Origin of the sequence: Psychrobacter sp. 1U1, assembly GCF_051847535.1 — a bacterium.
In the GTDB taxonomy this organism is placed as follows: domain Bacteria; phylum Pseudomonadota; class Gammaproteobacteria; order Pseudomonadales; family Moraxellaceae; genus Psychrobacter; species Psychrobacter saeujeotis.
This window is the reverse complement of sequence record NZ_JBPYDD010000008.1, coordinates 85,288-107,040: the sequence shown is the minus strand read 5'-3', so window position 1 is coordinate 107,040 and position 21,753 is coordinate 85,288. Positions and strand designations below refer to the sequence as shown.

Annotated in this window: 34 protein-coding genes; 4 read left to right on the top strand and 30 right to left on the bottom strand. The window is 40.7% G+C overall.

Translation table 11 applies throughout. From position 1 onward, the window contains the following. The first annotated feature begins 23 nt into the window (after positions 1 to 23). Positions 24 to 527 (top strand): DUF4124 domain-containing protein, encoded by a 504-nt coding sequence (locus tag ACS8FB_RS12355; protein ID WP_439263284.1) that lies wholly within the window; start codon positions 24 to 26, stop codon positions 525 to 527. 200 nt (positions 528 to 727) lie between these two features. On the opposite strand, the gene ACS8FB_RS12350 is transcribed toward ACS8FB_RS12355, so the two are convergent. Beyond that, entirely contained in the window at positions 728 to 2,482 is a 1,755-nt protein-coding gene (locus tag ACS8FB_RS12350) for an NAD(P)H-hydrate dehydratase (RefSeq protein ID WP_439263282.1), read from the bottom strand. A 194-nt stretch (positions 2,483 to 2,676) separates the two neighbouring features. Here ACS8FB_RS12350 and queG point away from each other — a divergent pair, with 194 nt between their 5' ends. Next, complete coding sequence (queG, locus tag ACS8FB_RS12345; RefSeq protein WP_439263280.1) at positions 2,677 to 3,879, top strand: tRNA epoxyqueuosine(34) reductase QueG; 1,203 nt, start codon at positions 2,677 to 2,679, stop codon at positions 3,877 to 3,879. A gap of 82 nt (positions 3,880 to 3,961) precedes the next feature. Here queG and lysM read toward each other — a convergent pair whose 3' ends face one another. From lysM to ACS8FB_RS12315, 6 genes are all read right to left on the bottom strand, one after another. Then, a complete protein-coding gene (gene lysM / locus ACS8FB_RS12340) occupies positions 3,962 to 4,471 on the bottom strand; it encodes a peptidoglycan-binding protein LysM (RefSeq protein ID WP_299221412.1) in 510 nt (169 codons plus the stop codon). Between the two features lie 360 nt (positions 4,472 to 4,831). Continuing rightward, positions 4,832 to 5,068, bottom strand: coding sequence for an acyl carrier protein (acpP, locus tag ACS8FB_RS12335; RefSeq protein WP_058368288.1), 237 nt, complete (start codon positions 5,066 to 5,068; stop codon positions 4,832 to 4,834). Between the two features lie 275 nt (positions 5,069 to 5,343). Then, a complete protein-coding gene (fabG, locus tag ACS8FB_RS12330; RefSeq protein WP_439263278.1) occupies positions 5,344 to 6,072 on the bottom strand; it encodes a 3-oxoacyl-ACP reductase FabG in 729 nt (242 codons plus the stop codon). Next, positions 6,069 to 7,037 carry an ACP S-malonyltransferase gene (fabD, locus tag ACS8FB_RS12325; protein ID WP_439263277.1) on the bottom strand — a complete coding sequence of 323 codons (969 nt, stop codon included), beginning with the start codon at positions 7,035 to 7,037 and terminating at the stop codon, positions 6,069 to 6,071. The genes fabG and fabD overlap by 4 nt, the downstream gene beginning before the upstream one ends. Before the next feature lie 416 nt (positions 7,038 to 7,453). After that, positions 7,454 to 7,636 (bottom strand): 50S ribosomal protein L32, encoded by a 183-nt coding sequence (gene rpmF, locus ACS8FB_RS12320; RefSeq protein ID WP_058368285.1) that lies wholly within the window; start codon positions 7,634 to 7,636, stop codon positions 7,454 to 7,456. A 349-nt stretch (positions 7,637 to 7,985) separates the two neighbouring features. Continuing rightward, the gene (locus ACS8FB_RS12315) at positions 7,986 to 8,576 is read right to left on the bottom strand and encodes a YceD family protein (protein WP_439263275.1); all 591 of its coding nucleotides are present in this window, start codon (positions 8,574 to 8,576) and stop codon (positions 7,986 to 7,988) included. A 155-nt stretch (positions 8,577 to 8,731) separates the two neighbouring features. Here ACS8FB_RS12315 and ACS8FB_RS12310 point away from each other — a divergent pair, with 155 nt between their 5' ends. Further along, positions 8,732 to 9,490 carry an elongation factor P hydroxylase gene (locus ACS8FB_RS12310; protein WP_439263273.1) on the top strand — a complete coding sequence of 253 codons (759 nt, stop codon included), beginning with the start codon at positions 8,732 to 8,734 and terminating at the stop codon, positions 9,488 to 9,490. A 236-nt stretch (positions 9,491 to 9,726) separates the two neighbouring features. Further along, complete coding sequence (locus ACS8FB_RS12305) at positions 9,727 to 10,347, top strand: L-threonylcarbamoyladenylate synthase (protein WP_439263271.1); 621 nt, start codon at positions 9,727 to 9,729, stop codon at positions 10,345 to 10,347. A gap of 91 nt (positions 10,348 to 10,438) precedes the next feature. On the opposite strand, the gene rplQ is transcribed toward ACS8FB_RS12305, so the two are convergent. From rplQ to rpsS, 23 genes are all read right to left on the bottom strand, one after another. Beyond that, entirely contained in the window at positions 10,439 to 10,798 is a 360-nt protein-coding gene (gene rplQ / locus ACS8FB_RS12300) for a 50S ribosomal protein L17 (RefSeq protein WP_021813387.1), read from the bottom strand. Between the two features lie 19 nt (positions 10,799 to 10,817). Then, positions 10,818 to 11,825: a DNA-directed RNA polymerase subunit alpha gene (locus tag ACS8FB_RS12295; RefSeq protein WP_087040762.1), complete on the bottom strand. Its 1,008-nt coding sequence runs from the start codon at positions 11,823 to 11,825 to the stop codon at positions 10,818 to 10,820. An 81-nt stretch (positions 11,826 to 11,906) separates the two neighbouring features. Beyond that, a complete protein-coding gene (gene rpsD, locus ACS8FB_RS12290) occupies positions 11,907 to 12,548 on the bottom strand; it encodes a 30S ribosomal protein S4 (RefSeq protein ID WP_010196731.1) in 642 nt (213 codons plus the stop codon). A 48-nt stretch (positions 12,549 to 12,596) separates the two neighbouring features. Then, positions 12,597 to 12,986 carry a 30S ribosomal protein S11 gene (gene rpsK / locus ACS8FB_RS12285; RefSeq protein ID WP_058368279.1) on the bottom strand — a complete coding sequence of 130 codons (390 nt, stop codon included), beginning with the start codon at positions 12,984 to 12,986 and terminating at the stop codon, positions 12,597 to 12,599. Between the two features lie 20 nt (positions 12,987 to 13,006). Continuing rightward, positions 13,007 to 13,363 carry a 30S ribosomal protein S13 gene (gene rpsM / locus ACS8FB_RS12280; RefSeq protein ID WP_058368278.1) on the bottom strand — a complete coding sequence of 119 codons (357 nt, stop codon included), beginning with the start codon at positions 13,361 to 13,363 and terminating at the stop codon, positions 13,007 to 13,009. A gap of 251 nt (positions 13,364 to 13,614) precedes the next feature. After that, on the bottom strand, positions 13,615 to 13,731 hold the full coding sequence (rpmJ, locus tag ACS8FB_RS12275; RefSeq protein WP_010196721.1) for a 50S ribosomal protein L36: 117 nt from the start codon (positions 13,729 to 13,731) through the stop codon (positions 13,615 to 13,617). 30 nt (positions 13,732 to 13,761) lie between these two features. Beyond that, positions 13,762 to 15,093: a preprotein translocase subunit SecY gene (gene secY / locus ACS8FB_RS12270; protein ID WP_299221673.1), complete on the bottom strand. Its 1,332-nt coding sequence runs from the start codon at positions 15,091 to 15,093 to the stop codon at positions 13,762 to 13,764. 19 nt (positions 15,094 to 15,112) lie between these two features. Then, positions 15,113 to 15,553, bottom strand: coding sequence for a 50S ribosomal protein L15 (rplO, locus tag ACS8FB_RS12265; RefSeq protein ID WP_299221439.1), 441 nt, complete (start codon positions 15,551 to 15,553; stop codon positions 15,113 to 15,115). Then, on the bottom strand, positions 15,553 to 15,732 hold the full coding sequence (gene rpmD, locus ACS8FB_RS12260; protein WP_010196714.1) for a 50S ribosomal protein L30: 180 nt from the start codon (positions 15,730 to 15,732) through the stop codon (positions 15,553 to 15,555). The genes rplO and rpmD overlap by 1 nt, the downstream gene beginning before the upstream one ends. A gap of 20 nt (positions 15,733 to 15,752) precedes the next feature. Beyond that, on the bottom strand, positions 15,753 to 16,259 hold the full coding sequence (rpsE, locus tag ACS8FB_RS12255) for a 30S ribosomal protein S5 (protein WP_299221442.1): 507 nt from the start codon (positions 16,257 to 16,259) through the stop codon (positions 15,753 to 15,755). A gap of 2 nt (positions 16,260 to 16,261) precedes the next feature. Further along, positions 16,262 to 16,612, bottom strand: a complete 351-nt coding sequence (gene rplR, locus ACS8FB_RS12250) for a 50S ribosomal protein L18 (protein ID WP_201574035.1) — start codon at positions 16,610 to 16,612, stop codon at positions 16,262 to 16,264. Positions 16,613 to 16,623: 11 nt separating this feature from the next. Beyond that, positions 16,624 to 17,157 carry a 50S ribosomal protein L6 gene (gene rplF / locus ACS8FB_RS12245; protein WP_299221449.1) on the bottom strand — a complete coding sequence of 178 codons (534 nt, stop codon included), beginning with the start codon at positions 17,155 to 17,157 and terminating at the stop codon, positions 16,624 to 16,626. A gap of 205 nt (positions 17,158 to 17,362) precedes the next feature. Further along, entirely contained in the window at positions 17,363 to 17,761 is a 399-nt protein-coding gene (gene rpsH / locus ACS8FB_RS12240) for a 30S ribosomal protein S8 (RefSeq protein WP_058368271.1), read from the bottom strand. Between the two features lie 11 nt (positions 17,762 to 17,772). Further along, positions 17,773 to 18,078 carry a 30S ribosomal protein S14 gene (gene rpsN, locus ACS8FB_RS12235; RefSeq protein WP_068034613.1) on the bottom strand — a complete coding sequence of 102 codons (306 nt, stop codon included), beginning with the start codon at positions 18,076 to 18,078 and terminating at the stop codon, positions 17,773 to 17,775. 12 nt (positions 18,079 to 18,090) lie between these two features. Then, positions 18,091 to 18,627: a 50S ribosomal protein L5 gene (rplE, locus tag ACS8FB_RS12230; protein ID WP_299221458.1), complete on the bottom strand. Its 537-nt coding sequence runs from the start codon at positions 18,625 to 18,627 to the stop codon at positions 18,091 to 18,093. 21 nt (positions 18,628 to 18,648) lie between these two features. After that, positions 18,649 to 18,966 (bottom strand): 50S ribosomal protein L24, encoded by a 318-nt coding sequence (gene rplX, locus ACS8FB_RS12225; RefSeq protein WP_201605171.1) that lies wholly within the window; start codon positions 18,964 to 18,966, stop codon positions 18,649 to 18,651. A gap of 8 nt (positions 18,967 to 18,974) precedes the next feature. Beyond that, positions 18,975 to 19,343, bottom strand: a complete 369-nt coding sequence (gene rplN, locus ACS8FB_RS12220) for a 50S ribosomal protein L14 (protein WP_010196702.1) — start codon at positions 19,341 to 19,343, stop codon at positions 18,975 to 18,977. 181 nt (positions 19,344 to 19,524) lie between these two features. Continuing rightward, on the bottom strand, positions 19,525 to 19,800 hold the full coding sequence (gene rpsQ / locus ACS8FB_RS12215; protein ID WP_021813375.1) for a 30S ribosomal protein S17: 276 nt from the start codon (positions 19,798 to 19,800) through the stop codon (positions 19,525 to 19,527). Then, positions 19,797 to 19,994, bottom strand: coding sequence for a 50S ribosomal protein L29 (gene rpmC, locus ACS8FB_RS12210; protein ID WP_299221463.1), 198 nt, complete (start codon positions 19,992 to 19,994; stop codon positions 19,797 to 19,799). Before rpmC ends, rpsQ begins: the two co-directional genes overlap by 4 nt. Continuing rightward, a complete protein-coding gene (gene rplP / locus ACS8FB_RS12205) occupies positions 19,994 to 20,407 on the bottom strand; it encodes a 50S ribosomal protein L16 (protein WP_025644399.1) in 414 nt (137 codons plus the stop codon). Before rplP ends, rpmC begins: the two co-directional genes overlap by 1 nt. Before the next feature lie 3 nt (positions 20,408 to 20,410). Next, complete coding sequence (gene rpsC / locus ACS8FB_RS12200; RefSeq protein ID WP_075102273.1) at positions 20,411 to 21,133, bottom strand: 30S ribosomal protein S3; 723 nt, start codon at positions 21,131 to 21,133, stop codon at positions 20,411 to 20,413. 3 nt (positions 21,134 to 21,136) lie between these two features. Beyond that, positions 21,137 to 21,466 (bottom strand): 50S ribosomal protein L22, encoded by a 330-nt coding sequence (gene rplV / locus ACS8FB_RS12195; RefSeq protein ID WP_439263263.1) that lies wholly within the window; start codon positions 21,464 to 21,466, stop codon positions 21,137 to 21,139. Between the two features lie 10 nt (positions 21,467 to 21,476). After that, positions 21,477 to 21,752 carry a 30S ribosomal protein S19 gene (rpsS, locus tag ACS8FB_RS12190; protein WP_058368265.1) on the bottom strand — a complete coding sequence of 92 codons (276 nt, stop codon included), beginning with the start codon at positions 21,750 to 21,752 and terminating at the stop codon, positions 21,477 to 21,479. Position 21,753 lies beyond the last annotated feature (1 nt).

Sequence of the window (21,753 nt, the reverse complement as noted above, 5' to 3'; positions counted from 1 at the left end):
TATTCATCAAAAGGATTGCTAGCATGGCATATTCACCCATGATTCATACAGTCAACAAACTATTGGTTGGTGTTATCACCACTTGTGTATTTGCCCTGCCTATGAGTGCAAGTCATGCTATCCAAGTTTACAAGTCTCTTGGTACGCATGGTGAGGTCAAATATAGTCAACATGCACCGCAAAATGCACGGAATATCGAGGTAATTGAGTTCCGCAGTGATGGTAGACAATCTGATGCAGGGCAGATGGCAGGTAAAACGGATGCCAATCAAAGCAATGATACGCCAAATGCAGAACAGCAACGAGTCGCGCAACTTGAGGCGCGTATTAAAGATCAAGAAGCGCAGGCAAACGCCCAGCGCTGTCAATCGTTACGTAACAATTTAACCAATTTAAATGTCGGTGGCCGTATATATGAGATGGATGCAAACGGTAAACGCCAGTATCTAGATGGCCGCGAGATTGAACTTAAGCGAGAGCGTGTACAACAAGCGATTGGACAGTATTGTAAAGGTACACAGACTTAAATATATCTTTAGTAGTTATTATAGCCCCGTACCAAAAACGCTTTCGGTGCAGTCATACTATAGTCGATACTAAACGAGATGAATATATAGCATTATAGTGCGTGGCTAGTACAATTCTTTGCTTGCTGTACCTATAAATCTTAATGATGCAAAAATTTTATCTCAGTGACGCGGTATTTTTTAAGTTGACTTAAATAGACTTAGCAAGTCAGCTTTTGCATGATATGACGTATGGCTGCTGGCATATCTTGTGCTTGTAAGCCGCGCTGCCCAATCAATAACTGATTGCTACTTATACGATCATATGTCGTAGCATCATATGAGCTTTGATGGACCAACATATCGCCTGCTAATGCATGAATCACTACCGCTTGACACGGGTTATTCTGCTCGTCATCTAAATCTTGTTGAGCCAATAATCCTGCAACGACGCCAGATAATATATCACCCATACCAGCTGTTGCCATGCCAGCATTCCCAACACCGCAAACATATAACTGTCCTTGAGCTAAAATAAGTGAGCCTGCGCCCTTTAATACCCAATTGCCACCATAGATATTAGCGCATTGATGTATGGCTGACGATCTGTCATTTTCTATCGCACTAATCTTTTTATCTAACAATTTAGCAGCTTCGCCACTATGCGGGGTCAAGCAAACATTGTGCGTCTTACTATATTCTCGCAATTGAGTAATTAGCTCATTTTTATCCCTTTGTAACGCTGCCAAATGATAAAGACCATCGGCATCAATGATTAACGATCTGTTGTGCGCTATTGCAGCTTTCAGGTAACGGGTGAATAGTATTTTTGCTTTTTCATCGCGGCCAAGCCCCATGCCGATAGCAACGACGCTTGCACTTTTAATTAAACGCTCAACGCTCTCTTGATCATGCAAGTCAATCGTCATTGCGTCAGGTAATGAGCTCAATAATGCACCATGAAATGCTTGATGACAGGCAACAGTTATCTTGCCAGCGCCAGTGGCCATCGCGCTAGAGGAAGTCAGAATCGCTGCACCGCCCATGCCTTGAGAGCCATCAAGACGATTGCCTCCAACCACTAAAACATGACCATAACTACCTTTATAACTGTTATGACGACGCGGCGTTAGATGTTGGGCATCTTTAAGCAATACTGCAATAGGTTCAATAGATGCATAAGGTATCAACGGTATATCAATTACTTCTCCACTAAAATCCATACCATCTTTGGTATGCAGACCAAACTTACGCGCAATTAGACATAAGGTAATGTCTGCCTGTATGGCTAATTTTTCAAATACTTGACCAGTAGAAGCGACAAGACCACTTGGAATATCAACAGCGACTACTAAAGCGCCAATCTGCTGAGCAGCGTTATTAAATGTTATAATTGCTTGTTCATACAAACCTTTTGGCGCACGATCTAAACCAATACCAAATAATGCATCGATATAGATATCAGCCTGCAAGGCCATATCCAATTGATCATTTTTATTTTGATAACATTGCATATCCTCAAAGCGTTGGTAAGGACAGTTCATGCTCAAAGCCTTACGCTGAGCCTTTGTTGCATCGTTGACTGTTTCTTGGCTCTTTTGACTGTTATCTGCCCGATTATCCATTTCTACGCCGACTGTTATCACTTGTACTTGCCAGCCCGCTTGCTGTAGATAATGAGCAATTAACCAACCATCTCCGCCATTATTACCTTGCCCTACCCAAACACACGCACTAGGCTGACGAGTCATATAATGATGATGTCTGGCGTAGCGCTTCGTTTGCGCCTTGACTCGTTCATAAAACGGTATAATACGTTGTGCCATTTGCCAAGCAGCTTGTTGCATCAAACCAAAGCTATTGTATCCTTGTGCAAACCATGCTTGTTCTATAGCATAAACTTGTTCGCTAGCGTATAAAGCGATAGGCAATGACGAGTACGGGCACTGTGCTGCTGATTGTATTGATGATTGCATAATATTCCTTTTTCTTATTTTATGAGTTTATAAACTGCTAGGTTATAAATATAACAAAAACATATCTAGCTTTATGTATTAATACTAACCACCCAATATTTAATTTTTATGATTGCATTGGCAATAAACTGGCCTATCATAGCCGCTACAACATCACTATCGATGTATAAATTCACAAACTAGTACCCTCTAATATGAACAATAAATCGTCCATCAAACAGCATTCAGTGCATTCCTCTAATCAGCAAACGAGCGGTGGTATTGAAGTTACCAATACTCCTGTATTTGCTACTGCAGTAGAGGTAAAACAATGGATTAAGTCTGAGGCCCAAGCTTTAGGGTTCGCTGACTGTGGGTTCTTATCCGTCCATCATCCTTTATTTGCTCAACAAATTGAGCAGCTACAGCAGTGGTTAGATAAAGGGTATGAAGGACAGTTGCAGTTTATGCATAACAATCATGATTTAAGAGCGCACCCTGCTAAGCTTGTTGCAGGTGCACAAACCATTATCAGCGTTCGTATGGATTATCTAACCCAGGCACCTGTGCCGCGCACTGTTAGCGATAATGATTATCCCAATCAAGGCATTATTGCACGCTATGCGCGAGGGCGTGATTATCATAAAACAATGCGTAACCGCTTAAAGCAGTTGGCACTTAGTATTGAAAATAAACTCCCCGAATGGCAACATTTAAACATTGGAGCTGAGTCAGATTTTATCTTTCGTCCATTTAGTGATTCTGCCCCTATTTTTGAGCGACCAATAGCCGATGCAGTCGGTCTTGGTTGGACAGGCAAGCATACCTTACTACTGAATAAATCTGCAGGCTCATTTTTTGTATTGGGTGAGTTGTTTATTAGTCTTAACCTACCCGATGATAAGCCTGTTAACGCGCATTGTGGCAGTTGTAGCGCATGTATTGATATCTGTCCTACGCAAGCGATTGTCGCACCTTATAAGCTCAATGCAGCTGCTTGCATCTCATATCTAACCATCGAACACAAAGGCGCAATTGACATAAAGTACCGCCGGGCCATAGGCAATCGAGTATTTGGCTGTGATGACTGCCAGCTTATCTGTCCCTGGAACCGTTATGCCAATCTGACATCAGTAGACGACTTTGCCCCTAGACATCATTTTGATAATATCGGTTTAATTGAGCTGTGGCAGTGGCAAGAATCTGACTTTTTAGAATACACGAAAGGTAGCCCAATTAGGCGAACAGGATATATTAGTTTTTTACGTAACATTGCTATTGGACTGGGTAACGCGAATCCTAGTTTAGATGTCATCGATCATCTACAGTACAGACTAGGATGTAGCGAGATGCTTGATGAGCATATCTATTGGGCTATAGCAGAGCAAGAGGAAAAACTAAAAAGTAGTAACAAGTAGCAGAATATTAATAAACAAACGAAAATAAAAAACGCCTCTTAATACAAGAGGCGTTTTATTTGTTTGAATTATAACTTAACAATTACGGCTTAGGAATACGCAAAACTTGACCTGGGTATATTTTGTCTGGATCAGATAACATAGGCTTATTAGCTTCGAATATTTTCATATAGTCACCAGATGAACCATATACTTCCTCAGCAATCTTAGACAAGCTATCGCCAGACTTCACAGTATACATGGTAGATTCAGGAGCATCTTCTTCAATATCGATGTTATCAATAACTTTTGCTACGTTTTGTACGTTACCAATAGCGATGATAGCTTTTTCACGATCTGCTTGCGTTTTAGCATCACCACTGATTTCAGCAGTATCAGTTGAACCGTTATATTTAACTTTTAGATTGTCAATATTGAGATTTTGCTGCTGAATACGGCGCAACAAGATATTAGCAACCGACTGAGCAGAAGGTTCTGTATTTTTCACTGGCGTATTAGCATCTGCTTTAGTCTCTGATTTTGCATCGTGCTTATCATCATCACGATTGAAAATTTTATCACCAATATCTTTTGCAAAACTGAACATACCCATATATTTACTCCTTGAAATTTTATTGTTGGTTCTCTTTCATATTCTAGAATTATAATTCATAACAGACTGATTTTGATTGCTGTCATTCCAGTCAGTATAACAAAGCCAGAAAGGCAAAAAAGCGAGAGATAGTAAAAGTATGTTGGATAATGTTACTTACAGGTAGATTGTGTTAATAATATTACTGGTGTTGTTTAAACAATATAAATGCTAATGATGTAAGAAAAATTGCTTATATTACAAAAGAACCATGACTGTTAACTTTTTAAAGGTTTAAAAAAACCGCTTATCAATAAAGATAAACGGTTTAGCAAAATTTGCTGTAGTCATATTATAAATAGACTATAAAGCAGCAGTAGCTTATAGTTGAGCTTGGACGTAATCGATTGCTTTTTGTACAGTAGTCAATTCTGCTGAATCTTCATCAGGAATAGTAATACCAAAATCACTTTCAAAAGACATAACAAGCTCGACTAAGTCTAATGAATCTGCACCTAGATCTTCCATGAAAGAAGCATCGTTGCTGATATCTTCAACGTTCATGCCTAACTGCTCTGCTACTGCAGATTTTACTCTTAACTCAGTATCATTACTCATATAAACTGTTCCTTTATCTATTAATTTTAAAAACTATCATCTAGCTATTTTTTGAGCTGATAATGTCTTATCGAATACGGTGTTTTATCTCAGAGATAAGACTCTAACACAGTTTTACCCATTTCGATTTATTTAATGTTTTATGAAACCCTTTATAACGTAGGTCTGAAACATAAAAATATGCGTCATTATAACACCATTAAATACAGTTTACACTCGTTCACGCAAGTTTTTATTATATGAGTGTAAATGACGCTTTTGTCCTTTTTAACACATTACATATACATGCCGCCGTTAACAGGTATAACGGCACCCGTAATATAACTCGCTTCATCACTAGCTAAGAATAATGTTGCTGCGGCAATATCTTCTGGCTGTCCTAAACGTCCAATAGGCACAGCGTCCAACATAGAGTTTAGCAAGCGTTCGTCAAGCTCATCCGTCATATCAGTTTCAATCAGCCCAGGTGCCACACAGTTGATCGTTACTTGACGAGAGCCAATCTCACGCGCCAAAGTACGGCTAAAGCCCTCTACGCCCGCTTTAGTCGCCGCATAATTGGATTGTCCAGCATTACCCATCTTTGCAACCACTGAACTGATATTAATAATACGCCCACGACGAGCTTTCATCATACCGCGCACTGCACGTTTACTCATACGATAAACTGACGTTAAATTGGTATCAATCACACTGTCCCAATCTTCGTCTTTCATACGCATTAGCAAACCATCTTGAGTAATACCTGCGTTATTTACTAATACCTGTACAGCGCCATACACACTTTCGATCTCTTCAAACAATTTATCGATTTGTGTGCCATCACGGACATCTAGAACCCGACCAATACCACCGGAATCATGCAAATAATCATCGATAAGAGCAGCACCTTTTTCTGTAGTCGCTGTGCCAATAACAAAATGTCCTTCTTTCGCAAAACGTTTAGCAACTGCTTTACCAATACCGCGACTTGCTCCACTAACTAATACAATCGTTCGACTCATGATAACACCTCCATCAGTTTTTCCATACGAGCAGGCTTGTCTATTGGATAACTTGCAATTGGCTGCGTTTGACGCTTGGCCAAATTACTTAGCACGTTACCACTACCGCACTCAATTAATATATTTATTTGTTTGTCTGCCAGCTCTTGCATGGTCTTTGACCATAATACAGGCTCGCTAAGCTGCTCTGTTAACGCTTGTTTGATACTTTGAACGCTGGTCTCAATACGAGCATGACGATTTTGGATAACAGGAATATTGGCTTGATCAAATTTAATAGCAGCCAACTCTTCTGCCAATGCTTGGCTCGCTGGCTCCATCAATGCACAGTGTGATGGCACGCTAACCTTTAGAGGAATCGCTTTTTTACCCGTATTTTGTACCTTATCAATCACAGCCGTTACTCCAGCGGCATTACCAGATATAACAACTTGACCTGGACTGTTAAAATTAGCAGCACCCACAACAGCACCATCAACATGTTCAGTCGCTTGCTCGCATAACGTTTCAACACGATTGTCCTCGAGCCCCAATACTGCTGCCATTGCTGTATCAATATCAGCTACAGCCTCCTGCATCAGTTTGCCACGCTTATGTACCAGTTGCACAGCATCAGTTAACGATATAACACCGGCAGCACAAAGAGCACTATACTCACCTAACGAATGACCTGCTAAATAAAGAGGTGCTTTATTTAGCTTATCTTGCAGGATGCGCCAAATAGCAATACTCGCTGTTAATAGTGCAGGCTGAGTATACTGAGTCTGATTTAATTGTTCTTCATTTTGACATATTGCCCATAAATCTTCACCTAAAGCCTTGCTAGCTTCAGCAAAAGTATCTTGTATTTGTGGGTATATTTCTGCAAGCTCAGCAGTCATATTGACCGCCTGTGCTCCTTGTCCAGGAAAGATTACTGCAATACGATGGGTTGGGGTTGTTACTGTATCAGGTGCAGATGCCATAGCCAATATTCCTTAAGTAATTGAAAATATTCTTAAAATAGACTGAGGATAATTATAAAATAAAATTCTAATATGTCGCTTATCACAGCGAATTATTACAAACTATACACTGCTCTGCATAATTATTATAGCGAGTCATGAAATCACAATAAAACAAACTGAATGAATCATTAAAAATACTATCAACGAAACTTTTATGGCTATCAAACCATCGTTACAAGCGCTTGCTAACGGGCATAGACTCAAAAATCACGCATAATAAAAAACCAAGCTATCCAGCTACCCTATATGCGATAGCAAAATAACTTGGTTTTTGTAAGCTCAATACATATTGTTTGATAATGTATGTACTAAGTAGCAGTAAATAGTTGGAAATATTACCACCACCGTATATCAACTACCAAACAGACAATGATTTAAGCTTCTTGACTAACTTTAAACAATTGACGGCCACGATAAAAACCATCTTTAGTCATATGATGACGACGATGTTTTTCACCAGTGGTCGCATCTACGCTTAGCTCAGCCACGCTCATATGGTGGTGTGAACGGCGCATGTCACGACGAGAACGGCTTTTACGACTCTTTTGAACAGCCATGATATAGCTCCTATACTTAAAGGGACAAGCTTAGAATTCAGCTTTAATCGATACTGACAGAGGCTATATAATCACAACAACCTAAGTCTTACGCATCATCAAATATTTTACGATATGCATCAAACATTAACTAAATATAAAATCTATGGATAATTTGGTTAATCTTTAATCACATATAGTACGTTGCCAGAATGCAATAAACCGGACATTATACGCATGTTTAGACAAATAATAAAGTACTGACTTTCACTCTTGTACATAAAGACGATAAAAAATATTATTAATAAGAAAATGATCAGGATAACTTAGTTAATATGGTTGGTGCTTCATACTACCCGATGTTCTTATACTATAATTTACCTTTTAGCGCAGCTAGCGCTGCAAAAGGGTTTTCACTCTCTTCTTCTTCAGGTATGTCACCAAACTGTTCAACCACCATTTCACAATCGTCATGTTTTGGTGCCAATGGTGTCTTTAATAAAATCTCATCTTCTATCAATTTTTTGAAAGGTAAAAAACGCTCTGACGTTTGCTCAGTAATAATCTCATCTAACAATAAATAGTCTTGCTCATTATCAATCAAACGTACTTGATCTTCATCATCAAGCAAAGCAATGTCGTAGTTATCTGTAAGATCAGTTTCAACAGGTTGTAAACAACGCTGACAGGTCAACCATACTTTTCCTGTCAATTTAAAAGCAAAATGTAAAACATTATTATGACGGTATAAATTAGCATCCAAGCTCAATTTTGGTTGTTCACGCTCATCTGTTAAAAGTTTAGCTAAACGTTCAAACTTTGCAGGCGCAACCTCACCCTGCCAATCAAACCCGCTATCTGCCCATTTATCTAAAGAGATTTGCTCTGGCATATTTGCAGATGTAACTGTGCTATTTTCATGACTTTGAATAGATTCAGGATTCTTTGAAGTACTTGACATATGGCGCCTCGTGGTTCAAAACGGTGTATAATATTGCATGACATACTAACGGAAAGCCCAATATGACGCTAGCGCTAGTATGTTACGATTTTTGATACCAATTAAAAAAATTTTTCAAAAATATATTTTTACTTATTTAATGAATCTGCTTATCTATGAACACTCAGTCTAAACATATTGATTTTTCTACAGTATTGACTACTGCCGATTCTATCACTCTTTTAAATAAACTGATGGCACTAGAGAATTTAACTGATGAAAACACTTATCGAAATAAGCTTACAAGTTATTTAATGAGTTCACAGCAAAAATGGCAGTTGCTAACTAGTATGAGCTCTGGCTATCGGATAGGTAATAATACCTTTATAAGCTCGCCAGATACTTTTAAAGACTCTGAATATAACCTTACTAATTGGCTAATATCATTATTCAACACTTTGTTCTTAGAACAAAAAGTAGAGCTGGTACGCGGTAAACAAGAACCAGAGTATTTTCCTATTCAAGGAGAACAACTTGCACGTATTGAGTTCGCCCATGGGTTTTTTGCAAGCGCCTTGCACGAGATTAGTCATTGGTGCGTGGCTGGTGAAGCTCGTAGACGTCTATCTGATTTTGGCTACTGGTATGCCCCTGACGGTAGATCAGCTGCTCAGCAACAAGCATTTGAGCGTGTAGAAATAAAACCTCAAGCATTGGAGTGTTTATTTACTTTGGCTTGTGGGCGACAGTTTCAAGTCTCACAAGACAACTTGTTTGCTGAGTTTGATACTAGCGATAGTACTTTCGCCAGTGATGTCTATCAGCAAGTAAAAAATTATATAACCGAACCTCATACTTTACCACGTGACGCCAAGACTTTATTAACTGCGTTACTTAGCATTTGCAAGACCTCTTTATCTAATACGGTATCTTAGTTTGAGTTACTCTCCCTTCTACTTATTAACGTTTTTCTACGGTTAGTAACGCCTTGCCATTAAACCTATATCCGCTTTAAGCTATACTGATAACTTAAGTACTATTATTAAGGATATTAACCTACTTTATCATTTGAATAAATATTCTGATATATTTAGCGATTAAACCATGTTTAATTAGTTAATGAAAAAGTTTTCTCAACTAAAAATTAATAATTATAAAATAAGGAACCACTATGGAAATATTCTACATTCATCCTGATAATCCGCAGCCACGTCTTATTGAACAAGCAGCTGACCTATTGCGAAAAGATCAATTAATCATTTACCCAACTGATACCAGCTACGCTTTTGGTTGTCGTTTAGGTGCAAAAGACGCACTGAGTAAGCTCAAGCAAATCCGCGAACTTGATGATAAGCACCAATTTACCTTACTTTGCCGTGATCTAAGCGAAATCGCGAATTATGCGACGGTAGATAATATACAATTTAAACAACTAAAAGCACATACGCCAGCAGCGATTACTTTTATTTTGAACGCTACCAAAGATGTGCCGAAAAAACTGGCACATGCTAAGAAAAAAACCATCGGTATTCGAGTGCCTAGCAATCCTATTGCTCAAGCATTATTAGAAGCGATGGATGAACCTATCCTGACTAGCTCCCTAATTTTACCCAACCGTGATGACATATTGGACGATCCGTTTGAAATTGAAGAGCTGCTAGGTAATCAAATTGATGCACTTATTAATGCAGGTATTAAAACCACTAAGCTAACAACTATCGTTGACATGACTAGCAGCCAGCCTGAAATTATTAGACAAGGCGCTGCCGATGTCGAGTCATTGTTACTTTAACTAGCTAATACGATAATTAACTAAACTACAGATGTAAAAAAGGCTCCAATTGAATTGGAGCCTTTTTTATAAATTTAATCAGCATATAAAATTAGTCACGATCAACCAATTCTACATAAGCCATTGGTGCATTGTCACCATCACGGTAACCGCATTTTACAATACGCAAATAGCCACCTGGACGCGTCTGATAACGAGGACCTAACGTACCAAATAGTTTGCCTACCATAGCTTTGCTACGCATACGGCTAAATGCTAAACGGCGATTAGCAACGCTGTCTTCTTTAGCCATAGTGATTAATGGTTCAGCGACGCGGCGTAATTCTTTTGCTTTTGGTAAAGTTGTTTTAATCAGTTCATGCTCAAATAATGAGTTAGTCATGTTCTGAAACATTGCCTTACGATGACTGCCGGTACGACCCAGCTTGACTCCACTCTTACGATGGCGCATAGTCAAATATCCTTAAAGTTTAACGGCTACGATAAGAAAAGCGATCATCAACACGTAAATCAGCTGGCGGCCAGTTGTCTAGACGCATACCAAGCTCTAAATCTTTAGACGCTAGTACGTCTTTGATTTCTGTTAATGACTTCTTACCAAGATTTGGGGTTTTTAATAGTTCAGTCTCTGAACGTTGTACCAAATCACCGATATAGTAAATGTTTTCAGCTTTCAAGCAGTTGGCTGAGCGAACCGTTAGTTCAAGATCATCCACAGGGCGTAAAAGCACTGGATCAACCTCTTCTTTTTCTTTCACAGGCTCAGGCGCTTCTTCAGCTTCTAGATCAACGAAGATAGAAATCTGTTGTTGTAAAATAGTAGCTGCTTTACGAATTGCTTCTTCTGGATCTATAGTGCCATTGGTTTCAAGCTCAACGATAAGACGATCAAGATCAGTACGCTGCTCTACGCGAGCGTTCTCAACTTGATAAGCGACACGTAGCACAGGACTAAAGCTTGCATCAAGCTTCAAGCGTCCAATTGCTTTAGTATCACCGTCTTCACGGCGCTGATTTGCTGGCTCATATCCACGACCCATTACTACACGCAAACGCATCTTAAGATGACCACGATCACTCAACGTACCCAATACCAACTCTGGATTGATAATGTCTACGTTATGCGGTAGTGCGATGTCTGCAGCAGTAATAGTGCCTGGACCTTGTTTATCCAAGGTCAAGAATACTTCATTTTGGTCATGAAGCGTAATTGCTAAGCCTTTCAAGTTCAAAAGCAGATCAAGCACGTCTTCTTGTAGTCCTTCAAGGGTTGAGTATTCATGGTCAACACCATCAATCTCAGCTTCAATGACTGCAGCGCCAGGTAATGAAGATAATAAGATGCGACGTAGAGCATTACCTAGAGTATGCCCAAAGCCACGTTCTAACGGTTCGAGCGTGACTTTCGCAATCGTTTCATTAACCGTATCCACATTAATGGCATTCGGCGTTAGAAACTCAGTTGCATTTAGCATCATGATGTCACCTCGATTTATTAAACTGGTTTAATTAACGTTGACTACTCAACATCATTATTATGATGCTGAGCGTTACGTCATTTACTTAGAGTATAGCTCAACGATCAAGCTTTCGTTGATTTCAGCAGGTAGATCAATGCGATCAGGTGCTTGTTTAAAAGTACCTTGTAATTTGCTGTGATCAACATCTAGCCATTCTGGAATGCCACGTTGTGTCGCTAACTCGATAGCGTTTTTGATACGCAACTGTTCGCGAGACTTCTCTTGGATAGCGATGACATCACCATCTTGAAGCTGAATTGACGGAATGTTCACACGAACAAACTCATCACGACCAGCTTTTTTTACCATAACAGTACGGTGACTGACTAGCTGACGTGCTTCAGCGCGAGTTGAGCCAAAGCCCATGCGATATACTACGTTGTCTAAACGACTTTCTAGCATAGCTAGTAGGTTTTCACCAGTAGCACCACGCTTACGTGCAGCTTCTTTGTAGTAATTAGCAAACTGGCGCTCTAATACACCATAAATACGTTTAACTTTCTGCTTTTCGCGCAGCTGTAAAGCATATTCTGAAGTCTTATTACGGCTTACACCGTGTTGACCTGGTGGACGTCCAGCTTTCTTTGTTTTTACATCGTATGGTTTAACACCAGACTTAAGGCCTAAGTCTGTACCTTCACGACGTGATAATTTGAGTTTTGGTCCAATATAGCGGGCCATTGTTATGTCTCCTATAAGCTCTTATAATAAAAAGCTTCGTCTTTAATATTAGACGCGGCGCTTTTTCGGCGCACGGCAACCATTGTGTGGGATTGGGGTTACATCAGAAATGCTGTTAACTTTATAACCCAATGCACCTAGTGCTCTTACCGCAGACTCACGACCCGGTCCTGGTCCTTTGACCAAAACATCGATATTCTTAACACCATATTCTTGGGCCGCTTTACCAGCGACTTCAGCTGCAACCTGCGCTGCAAATGGTGTAGATTTACGTGAACCACGGAAGCCTTGTCCACCTGAAGTGGCCCAAGCCAATGCATTACCTTGACGATCGGTAATCGTAACAATGGTGTTATTAAAAGACGCATGGATATGGGCTACGCCCTCCGATACTGAACGACGAGTCACTTTTTTGCGACTACGAGTGTCTTTAGCCATCTTTTAGCTTCCTAAGTTAATTATCTTTTGAGAGGGCGTGTCGGACCCTTACGAGTACGAGCGTTGTTCTTGGTATTTTGACCGCGAACAGGTAAGTTACGACGATGGCGAATGCCACGGTAACAACCAAGATCTACCAAACGCTTGATATTCATTGACACTTCACGACGAAGATCACCTTCAGTCGTGTAATTTGCAACTTGTGCACGGATAGCATCTAACTGTGTATCATCTAACTGACTAACTTTAGTAGTAGGGGCAATGCCAACTGCTTCTAAGATTTTCTGAGCAGTGGTACGACCTACACCAAAGATATAAGTTAGTGAAATAACAGCATGCTTATTATCCGGAATGTTTACACCGGCAATACGAGCCATTGATTTCTCTCCATTAAAGAAAAACGAGCTTTATTCGTAAATAAACATCATTTCTCAGATTTATTGCTGTTAATACTAATTCTTTTACGCCACTATTAATATTTTAACTTAATAACAAGTTTATTTATAAATTAGGTTAATAAATGAGTTAGCATAAACTACGGCAAGTGGCGGATGATATCGCATCCGCCGTTATAATTCAAGTATTAATTTTTTTATAGTTAAGGTATGTTCACCTATACTACTATCTATTAACCTTGACGCTGCTTGTGGCGTGGTTCTGCTGTGCAAATGATATGGACACGACCTTTACGGCGTACAACCTTACAGCTACCACAAATCTTTTTAACTGATGCTTGAACTTTCATAGCATGCTCCTTGAAATATCACACTACTCTTTAAGATTGAGTAGGCGACTGAATTAACGTCTGATCATGATATTGATGGGTCATCAAATGCGCTTGAATTTGCGATATGAAATCCATAACTACAACCACCATAATCAGTAACGATGTACCGCCAAGATTAAATGGTACTCCAAATGATGATTGGATAACCATTGGCATTAAACAAATAACCGTCATGTATATCGCACCGATAAAAGTTAATCGATTTAATACATGATCGAGGTAACGCTGTGTTTGCTGTCCTGGTCGAATACCTGGAATATACGCACCACTACGTTTAAGGTTTTCTGCAACTTCGCGTGGACTAAATACTAATGCTGTATAAAAATAACAGAAGAATATAATCATCGCACCGAAAAGAACTAAATATAAAGGTTGTCCTGGAGACAATACCAATGCCATATTTTGTAGAATTTTCTGAGTGAAGGTAGGATCAGTCGAATGACCTACCCACTGTCCTAAACTGGCTGGAAACAGCAATAATGAGCTGGCAAAAATAGCAGGAATAACACCTGCCATGTTTATTTTCAGTGGCAAATGTGATTGCTGCTGAGCATAAATTTTGCGGCCTTGCTGTTGCTTTTGAGCATAGTTCACAGGTACCCGGCGCTGAGCTCGTTCGATATAAACGATACCAGCAGTAACCGCGACCCCTAGTACTACAAAAATAAATAGCACAATCAAGTTCATTTGACCTTGATTGACCTGTTCAATAGACTGCGAAATCATTCCAGGAGTTCCAGCAACAATACTCGCAAAAATCAACATTGAGATACCGTTACCTACACCACGTTCTGTAATCTGCTCACCAAGCCACATTAAAAACATAGCGCCTGCTACCAACGAAGTAACTGCAGGAATATAAAAGGTAAGACCAGTAGATAATGTTAAATTTTGACTGATTAAGCCAGCACACATTCCCAACGACTGTACTAAAGCTAAAGCAAGTGTTCCTTGGCGGGTATACTTATTTAGCTTACGTCGTCCTGCTTCACCTTCTTTCTTAAGCGCTTCAAGCGATGGCACTACCGCAGACATCATCTGTACAATAATTGACGCCGAGATGTATGGCATAATACCAAGTGCCATAATAGACATACGTTCAAGCGCACCACCCGAGAACATATTAAACATGCTTAATATGGTGTTTTCGTTACGCGAGAATAGATCAGCTAAATTGACCGGATTAATACCTGGTACTGGAATATGCGACCCTAAACGATAAACAATCAATGCGCCGATTAAGAATAATAAGCGTGTCCAAAGCTCATCATATTTACGTATGAAAGCAAATGGATTAAGCGGTATACCAGACGATGACATTGATTGTTTTGACACGTTACTACTCCTCGATGCTACCACCAGCAGCTTCGATTGCTTGCTTAGCGCCTTTAGTTACTTTGATACCTTTAAAGGTATAAGCTTTAGTAACTTCGCCTGATAGCATGATACGAGCACGCTTCATATCGCGACGAATAAGGTTAGCAGCCTTAAGAGTTTCTAAGCTAACTACATCACCTTCGATTTTATTCAGCTCAGACAAACGGACTTCAGCAGTCGTCATTGCCATTTTACTAGTAAAACCAAATTTTGGTAGACGGCGATACAAAGGCATCTGACCACCTTCAAATCCTGAGCGAATGCTAGAACCTGAGCGTGATTTTTGTCCTTTTACACCACGGCCACCAGTCTTACCAAGACCTGAACCGATACCACGACCTCGACGTTGGGCAGTTTTCTTTGCACCAACACCAGGTGATAATTCATTTAATCTAAGTCCCATTACGCTTCCTCCACTTTTACCATGTAGTTGACGCGATTGACCATACCACGAGTTGAAGGAGTATCTTCTACTTCAACAGTATGGTTAATACGGCGTAAACCCAATCCTTTCAAGCTCGCTTTGTGGCTCTTTAGGCGATGGGCACCCGATTTAAATTGAGTGACTTTCATTTTTTTCATCGTAACTCACCTAGTTTAAGTTAACCCAAGATTTCGTCTACAGATTTACCACGTTTTGCTGCCATCTTTTCTGGAGTTGACATATCACGTAAACCGTTAAACGTTGCACGAACAACGTTAGCAGTATTGGTAGAACCATAACATTTGGTCAAAACATCTTTGACACCCGCAACTTCTAGTACTGCACGCATTGCACCACCAGCGATTACGCCAGTACCTTCAGATGCAGGCTGCATATAAACTTTACTTGCACCATGACGTGCTTTAATTGGATGATACAAAGTCGCTTCATTAAGCTCAACGGTAATCATATTACGTTTAGCAGCTTCTAGCGCTTTTTGAATAGCAGCCGGTACTTCACGTGCTTTACCACGACCAAAACCAACGCGACCATTACCATCACCCACTACAGTTAGTGCAGTAAATGAGAAAATACGACCACCTTTAACAACTTTTGCAACGCGATCAACAGTTACCAAACGTTCTACTAGACCATCGGTCTGTTCATTTTTATCATTTCTCGCCATGATTAAAACTCCAATCCATTTTCGCGAGCTGCTTCAGCTAAAGCTTTCACTCGACCATGATATTTAAAACCACTACGGTCAAAGGCAACTTTAGTAATACCAGCTGCTTTTGCGCGTTCTGCGATCATTTGGCCTACAGACGTCGCTGCATCAGCGTTACCAGTTGCGCCCGAGCGCAAACTGCCGTCCAAGGTAGATGCCTGAGCAATCACTTCACCACCGTTAGGAGAGATAATCTGGGCATATATGTGCTTCGGCGTGCGGTTAACCGTCAGGCGATGAACACCTAAATGACGAATATGCGCGCGGGTTTTTTTAGCTCGACGCAGACGAGCTGCTTTTTTATCAAACATTTCAACTCACCTTATTTTTTCTTAGCTTCTTTACGAACCACATGCTCGTCGCTATAACGAATACCTTTACCTTTGTAAGGCTCTGGTGGGCGGAAACCACGGATATTAGCCGCTGCTTGACCAAGCTGCTGCTTATTGTTTGATTTTAAAACAATTTCAGTTTGCGTTGGGGTTTCAGCTGATACACCTTCAGGTAACGTGTATTCTACTGGATGCGAATAACCAACATTAAGGGTTACTTTGCTACCAGACGCTTGTGCACGATAACCGACACCGATCAGTTGAAGGCGTTTTTCAAAACCTTCATTGACGCCTATAACATAGTTGTTAAGTAAGGCGCGCATAGTACCAGTATGCATCATAGCTTCTTTTGAATCGACTGTAGGTGAGAGAATGATATTATCATCTTCCTGGTTCAGCTCGACCAATTCATGCAGGCGTAAAGACATAGAGCCATTCTTGCCTTTAACTTCGACCTGCCGATCGTTCAAAGTAACGCTTACACCGCTAGGTAGCGTCACTGGGGCTTTAGCCACACGAGACATAGGAATATTCCTTGAAAAATTAAAACTTATATTAGCGAAAAAACTAACAGACTAAAAAGCCTGCTAGTTTAGCATAATTGATCCAGCTAAACATCATCCAATTTTTGTAAAATTTTCGGATATCTAACTTATTCTTGGTTTAAATCATCTTTAACAAGATAATCAAACCAAATAGGATTCAAGTAAGACTTCTCATCACGTTGTTTTATGCAACAAACGCAACGATTTCGCCACCAATACCAGCAGCGCGAGCAGCACGATCGCTCATGATACCTTGGCTGGTTGATACGATAGCAACACCCATACCTTGCTTAACAGTAGGGATAGCGTCTTTGCCGCGATGCTGGCGCAGGCCAGGACGGCTATAACGTTGAATAGTTTCGATGACAGCGCGGCCTTCGAAGTATTTTAGTTCAATAGTAAGTGTCGCTTTGTTGTTGTCTTCTTCAGTAACAACAGCACTCGCTACATAACCTTCATTAACCAATAAATCAGCTATCGATTTACGTAGTTTTGAGCTTGGCATCGCTACGGATACTTTATTAGCCATTTGTGCGTTACGGATACGGGTTAGCATATCTCCAACGGTATCTTGCATACTCATGTAATTACCCCTTACCAGCTTGCTTTACGAACACCAGGCACATCGCCTTGCATGACTCGCTCACGTAACATATTACGTGATAAGCCAAACTTACGGAAGTAGCCATGAGGACGACCGGTGATAGCACAACGATTGCGCAGACGAACTGGTGATGAATTGCGCGGTAAAGCTTGTAGCTCTAACATCGCATCCATACGTTCTTCGTCGCTTGCAGTCATATCACTGATGGTTTCTTTTAACTTAATACGCTTTTCAGCATATTTAGCAACCATTTTTTCGCGCTTTAATTCGCGGTTAATCATGCTCTTTTTTGCCATAACGTCTTTACCTTATTTAAATGGGAAGCCGAATGCTTTAAGTAACGCACGACCTTCTTCATCAGTACCAGCTGACGTAGTGATAGTCACATCCATACCACGAATACGATCAATCTTATCAAAGTCTACTTCTGGGAATACGATTTGTTCTTTAATACCCAGTGAGTAGTTACCACGTCCGTCAAAGGCTTTAGGTGAAAAACCACGGAAATCGCGAATACGAGGAATTGCAATGGCAATCAGACGATCTAAAAATTCGTACATTTGCTCACCGCGTAGCGTTACTTTACAGCCAATCGGCCATTCTTCACGAATTTTAAAGCCAGCAACTGATTTACGCGCTTTGGTGACAACAGGCTTTTGACCAGCAATTGCAGTCATATCAGCGACAGCACCTTCAAGCAATTTCTTGTCCTGAGATGCGCCACCAACGCCCATATTAAGTGTGACTTTAGTGATTTTAGGCACTTGCATCACATTGTCTAAACCAAGCTCTTCTTTGATTTGCTGCTTTAGTTTATCGTTATATAAAGATTTTAATCTTGCCATTACCATTACACCCTTAGTGTCTTACGCAGTCGCCACTACTTCACCATTCGAACGATAGACGCGTTGTTTTTTGCCGTCTTCGCCGAATTGATAAGTAATACGGTCTGCTTTTTGGGTTTGCGCATTTAAAATTGCGACATTTGAAATATGCAAAAAAGCTTCTTGCTTAACGATGCCACCTTCAACGCCAGTCGCCTGATTTGGCTTCTGATGTTTAGTGACAATGTTAATGCCTTCTACTTTAATACGATCGTTTTTTACAGCTTGTACAGTACCTTGCTTGCCTTTATCTTTCCCAGCAATCACGATAACTGTATCGCCTTTACGTAATTTTGACATGGATTACCTCACAATACTTCTGGTGCTAGTGATACAATTTTCATAAACTGATCACCACGTAGTTCACGAGTTACCGGTCCAAAAATACGAGTTGCAATCGGTGCTTTGTTTTGGTTCAACAATACCGCAGCATTGTCATCAAAACGTAGAACTGAACCATCAGGACGACGAACGCCTTTTTTGGTACGTACAACTACTGCATTCATCACGTCGCCTTTTTTAACACGACCACGAGGAATGGCTTCTTTAACCGTTACTTTAATAATGTCGCCAACTGATGCATAACGACGATGAGATCCACCCAGTACTTTAATGCACTGAACTCGCCTTGCACCGCTATTGTCTGCAACTTCCAGCATTGACTCAACCTGAATCATAGCGTTACTCCACACGTATGAGCAAAAAAACCAGTTGCTGCCGCTAGCACAGTATGAGTAGACGGCATTTTAATGTAAATAACCGCACCTAACTCTTAATGTGAGTGATATACGACGGGCGCAATCAGCATCCTTAAAAAGGCGGCTATTTTAACAGCTTCTGGCCTTTAATGCAATTTACTTAGATTTTTTCTACTTTTTCAACCACATCAACTAAAGTCCAAGACTTAGTTTTTGAGATTGGACGCGTTTCTTTGATGCGGACAAGGTCGCCTTGTTGGCAAACATTATTCTCATCATGGGCTTTGATCTTTGTAGAACGACGAAGCTGTTTGCCATACAAAGGATGACGAACCAGACGCTCAATCAAAACCGTGATGGACTTGTCCATCTTGTCGCTGACAACTCGTCCTGTCAATACGCTAGCATTAGTAGCTGTTTGATTGTTATCGCTCATGAGTCGCCTCGTTGTTTCTCGTTAATCAAAGTCTGAATCTGAGCAATCGTACGACGATTGCCTTTGACTTCATGGGTATTACCCAACTGTCCAGTTGCTTTAGCCATACGAATACGGAAAGCATCAAGTTGCTTTTCATCAAGTAACTGGGTCAGTTCTTCTAATGATTTATCACGTAATTCACTGATCTTCATTACATTATCGTCCGCTTAACAATGGTAGTTTTAAAGGGCAACTTTGCTGCAGCAAGCGTTAAGGCATCGCGAGCAAGCTCTTCTGAGACCCCTTCGATTTCATATAGCACTTTACCAGGCTTGATTTCGCATACCCAATACTCGACTGGACCTTTACCTTTACCCATACGTACTTCTAATGGCTTATTAGTAATTGGTTTGTCTGGGAATACACGAATCCAAATTTTACCACCACGCTTAATTTTACGTGTAATAGTACGACGTGCTGCTTCGATTTGACGGGCTGTCATACGACCACGCGTCAATGATTTTAGACCAATTTGTCCGAATGCAACGGTGCTTCCACGATGAGCGAGCCCTGTGTTACGACCTTTGTGCATTTTACGAAACTTGGTACGTTTTGGCTGTAACATAGTTTAACCTCTGTCTGAGTTTCGACGGTTTCCACGACCACGGCGTTTTGGCGCACGAGGTTTCTCTTCGTTGACGGGATTATAAACGCTGTTCATACCGTCAAGGATCTCTCCGCGGAAAATCCAAACTTTAACACCAATGGTGCCGTAAGTTGTCTCTGCACGAATTGACGCATAGTCAATATCAGCACGGAGTGTATGCAATGGCACACGACCTTCACGGTACCATTCAGTACGAGCAATCTCAGCACCGCCAAGACGGCCAGACAGCTCAACTTTAATACCTTTAGCACCAGAACGCATGCTGTTTTGTACAGCGCGCTTCATCGCACGACGGAACATAACACGGCGCTCAAGCTGGCTACCAATACCATCTGCTACCAAACGTGCATCAAGATCAGGCGATGTGATTTCTTCAATATTGACCTGGGCAGGTACGCCCATAATTTTGGTCAACTCTTTTTGAAGTCTTTCAATATCCTCGCCTTTTTTACCGATAACAATACCAGGACGTGCTGTAGCAATGGTAATCTTAGCAGCACCAGTAGGACGCTCGATCATAATGTTGCTGATCATCGCGTTGTCTAGCTTTTTGCGTAGATATTCACGAACTTGAATGTCGTTAATTAGGTATTCTGAGTATTGTTTAGGGTTAGCATACCAGTTTGCGTTATGCTTTTTGACAACACCAAGACGAATTCCGATTGGATGTACTTTTTGACCCATAACTTATTCTCCTACCTTTATAGTGATGTGACAGGTACGCTTACTGATACGATCAGCACGACCTTTGGCACGTGGTAGGATACGCTTTAGCGTAATGCCTTCATCAACGTAGATAGTGGCGACTCTTAAGTCATCAATATCTAAGCCATGATTATGTTCGGCATTGGCGATGGCTGAGTTAAGGCATTTCTTAACAAACACAGCGCCTTTTTTATTGCTATACGTTAGGATATCCAAAGCACGCTCAATAGATTTGCCGCGAACTTCATCAGCAACGAGTCTAACTTTTTGTGCCGATATGGCGGCACCGCGTAATTTTGCAGTTACTTCCATGGTAAGCACCTTATCTCTTAGCTTTTTTGTCAATGCCGTGACCACGATACGTACGAGTCGGGGCAAATTCACCTAGTTTATGACCAACCATCTGCTCACTCACGATAACCGGTACATGAGTACGGCCATTGTGAACAGACAAAGTTAGGCCAACCATTTGTGGCAGAATCATCGAGCGGCGCGACCAAGTTTTAATGGGTTTGCGTGAGTTGGTGTCAATAGCATTCTCAACTTTAGCAAACAGATGCGCGTCTATGAATGGACCTTTTTTCAATGAACGAGGCATG

Excerpts from the sequence above, each read along its gene's own strand:
- rplO (WP_299221439.1), bottom strand. The coding sequence starts at position 15,553 with ATGGGACTTAGATTAAATGAATTATCACCTGGTGTTGGTGCAAAGAAA.
- rplX (WP_201605171.1), bottom strand. The coding sequence starts at position 18,966 with ATGTCAAAATTACGTAAAGGCGATACAGTTATCGTGATTGCTGGGAAA.
- ACS8FB_RS12315 (WP_439263275.1), bottom strand. The coding sequence starts at position 8,576 with ATGTCAAGTACTTCAAAGAATCCTGAATCTATTCAAAGTCATGAAAAT.
- rplP (WP_025644399.1), bottom strand. The coding sequence starts at position 20,407 with ATGTTACAGCCAAAACGTACCAAGTTTCGTAAAATGCACAAAGGTCGT.
- rpsH (WP_058368271.1), bottom strand. The coding sequence starts at position 17,761 with ATGAGTATGCAAGATACCGTTGGAGATATGCTAACCCGTATCCGTAAC.
- rpmC (WP_299221463.1), bottom strand. The coding sequence starts at position 19,994 with ATGAAGATCAGTGAATTACGTGATAAATCATTAGAAGAACTGACCCAG.
- queG (WP_439263280.1), top strand. The coding sequence starts at position 2,677 with ATGAACAATAAATCGTCCATCAAACAGCATTCAGTGCATTCCTCTAAT.
- ACS8FB_RS12305 (WP_439263271.1), top strand. The coding sequence starts at position 9,727 with ATGGAAATATTCTACATTCATCCTGATAATCCGCAGCCACGTCTTATT.
- fabG (WP_439263278.1), bottom strand. The coding sequence starts at position 6,072 with ATGAGTCGAACGATTGTATTAGTTAGTGGAGCAAGTCGCGGTATTGGT.
- ACS8FB_RS12310 (WP_439263273.1), top strand. The coding sequence starts at position 8,732 with ATGAACACTCAGTCTAAACATATTGATTTTTCTACAGTATTGACTACT.
- ACS8FB_RS12295 (WP_087040762.1), bottom strand. The coding sequence starts at position 11,825 with ATGATGCTAAATGCAACTGAGTTTCTAACGCCGAATGCCATTAATGTG.
- rpsQ (WP_021813375.1), bottom strand. The coding sequence starts at position 19,800 with ATGAGCGATAACAATCAAACAGCTACTAATGCTAGCGTATTGACAGGA.
- rplV (WP_439263263.1), bottom strand. The coding sequence starts at position 21,466 with ATGGAAGTAACTGCAAAATTACGCGGTGCCGCCATATCGGCACAAAAA.
- rpmD (WP_010196714.1), bottom strand. The coding sequence starts at position 15,732 with ATGAAAAAAATGAAAGTCACTCAATTTAAATCGGGTGCCCATCGCCTA.
- rpsS (WP_058368265.1), bottom strand. The coding sequence starts at position 21,752 with ATGCCTCGTTCATTGAAAAAAGGTCCATTCATAGACGCGCATCTGTTT.
- rpsN (WP_068034613.1), bottom strand. The coding sequence starts at position 18,078 with ATGGCAAAAAAGAGCATGATTAACCGCGAATTAAAGCGCGAAAAAATG.
- rplF (WP_299221449.1), bottom strand. The coding sequence starts at position 17,157 with ATGTCTCGTGTGGCTAAAGCCCCAGTGACGCTACCTAGCGGTGTAAGC.
- ACS8FB_RS12350 (WP_439263282.1), bottom strand. The coding sequence starts at position 2,482 with ATGCAATCATCAATACAATCAGCAGCACAGTGCCCGTACTCGTCATTG.
- ACS8FB_RS12355 (WP_439263284.1), top strand. The coding sequence starts at position 24 with ATGGCATATTCACCCATGATTCATACAGTCAACAAACTATTGGTTGGT.
- rplE (WP_299221458.1), bottom strand. The coding sequence starts at position 18,627 with ATGGCAAGATTAAAATCTTTATATAACGATAAACTAAAGCAGCAAATC.
- rplN (WP_010196702.1), bottom strand. The coding sequence starts at position 19,343 with ATGATTCAGGTTGAGTCAATGCTGGAAGTTGCAGACAATAGCGGTGCA.
- rpsE (WP_299221442.1), bottom strand. The coding sequence starts at position 16,259 with ATGGCGAGAAATGATAAAAATGAACAGACCGATGGTCTAGTAGAACGT.
- rpsD (WP_010196731.1), bottom strand. The coding sequence starts at position 12,548 with ATGGCCCGCTATATTGGACCAAAACTCAAATTATCACGTCGTGAAGGT.
- rpsC (WP_075102273.1), bottom strand. The coding sequence starts at position 21,133 with ATGGGTCAAAAAGTACATCCAATCGGAATTCGTCTTGGTGTTGTCAAA.
- rpsK (WP_058368279.1), bottom strand. The coding sequence starts at position 12,986 with ATGGCTAAAGACACTCGTAGTCGCAAAAAAGTGACTCGTCGTTCAGTA.
- rpmF (WP_058368285.1), bottom strand. The coding sequence starts at position 7,636 with ATGGCTGTTCAAAAGAGTCGTAAAAGCCGTTCTCGTCGTGACATGCGC.
- rplR (WP_201574035.1), bottom strand. The coding sequence starts at position 16,612 with ATGTTTGATAAAAAAGCAGCTCGTCTGCGTCGAGCTAAAAAAACCCGC.
- secY (WP_299221673.1), bottom strand. The coding sequence starts at position 15,093 with ATGTCATCGTCTGGTATACCGCTTAATCCATTTGCTTTCATACGTAAA.
- lysM (WP_299221412.1), bottom strand. The coding sequence starts at position 4,471 with ATGGGTATGTTCAGTTTTGCAAAAGATATTGGTGATAAAATTTTCAAT.
- rpsM (WP_058368278.1), bottom strand. The coding sequence starts at position 13,363 with ATGGCTCGTATTGCCGGTGTAAACATTCCGGATAATAAGCATGCTGTT.
- acpP (WP_058368288.1), bottom strand. The coding sequence starts at position 5,068 with ATGAGTAATGATACTGAGTTAAGAGTAAAATCTGCAGTAGCAGAGCAG.
- rplQ (WP_021813387.1), bottom strand. The coding sequence starts at position 10,798 with ATGCGCCATCGTAAGAGTGGAGTCAAGCTGGGTCGTACCGGCAGTCAT.
- fabD (WP_439263277.1), bottom strand. The coding sequence starts at position 7,037 with ATGGCATCTGCACCTGATACAGTAACAACCCCAACCCATCGTATTGCA.
- rpmJ (WP_010196721.1), bottom strand. The coding sequence starts at position 13,731 with ATGAAAGTTCAAGCATCAGTTAAAAAGATTTGTGGTAGCTGTAAGGTT.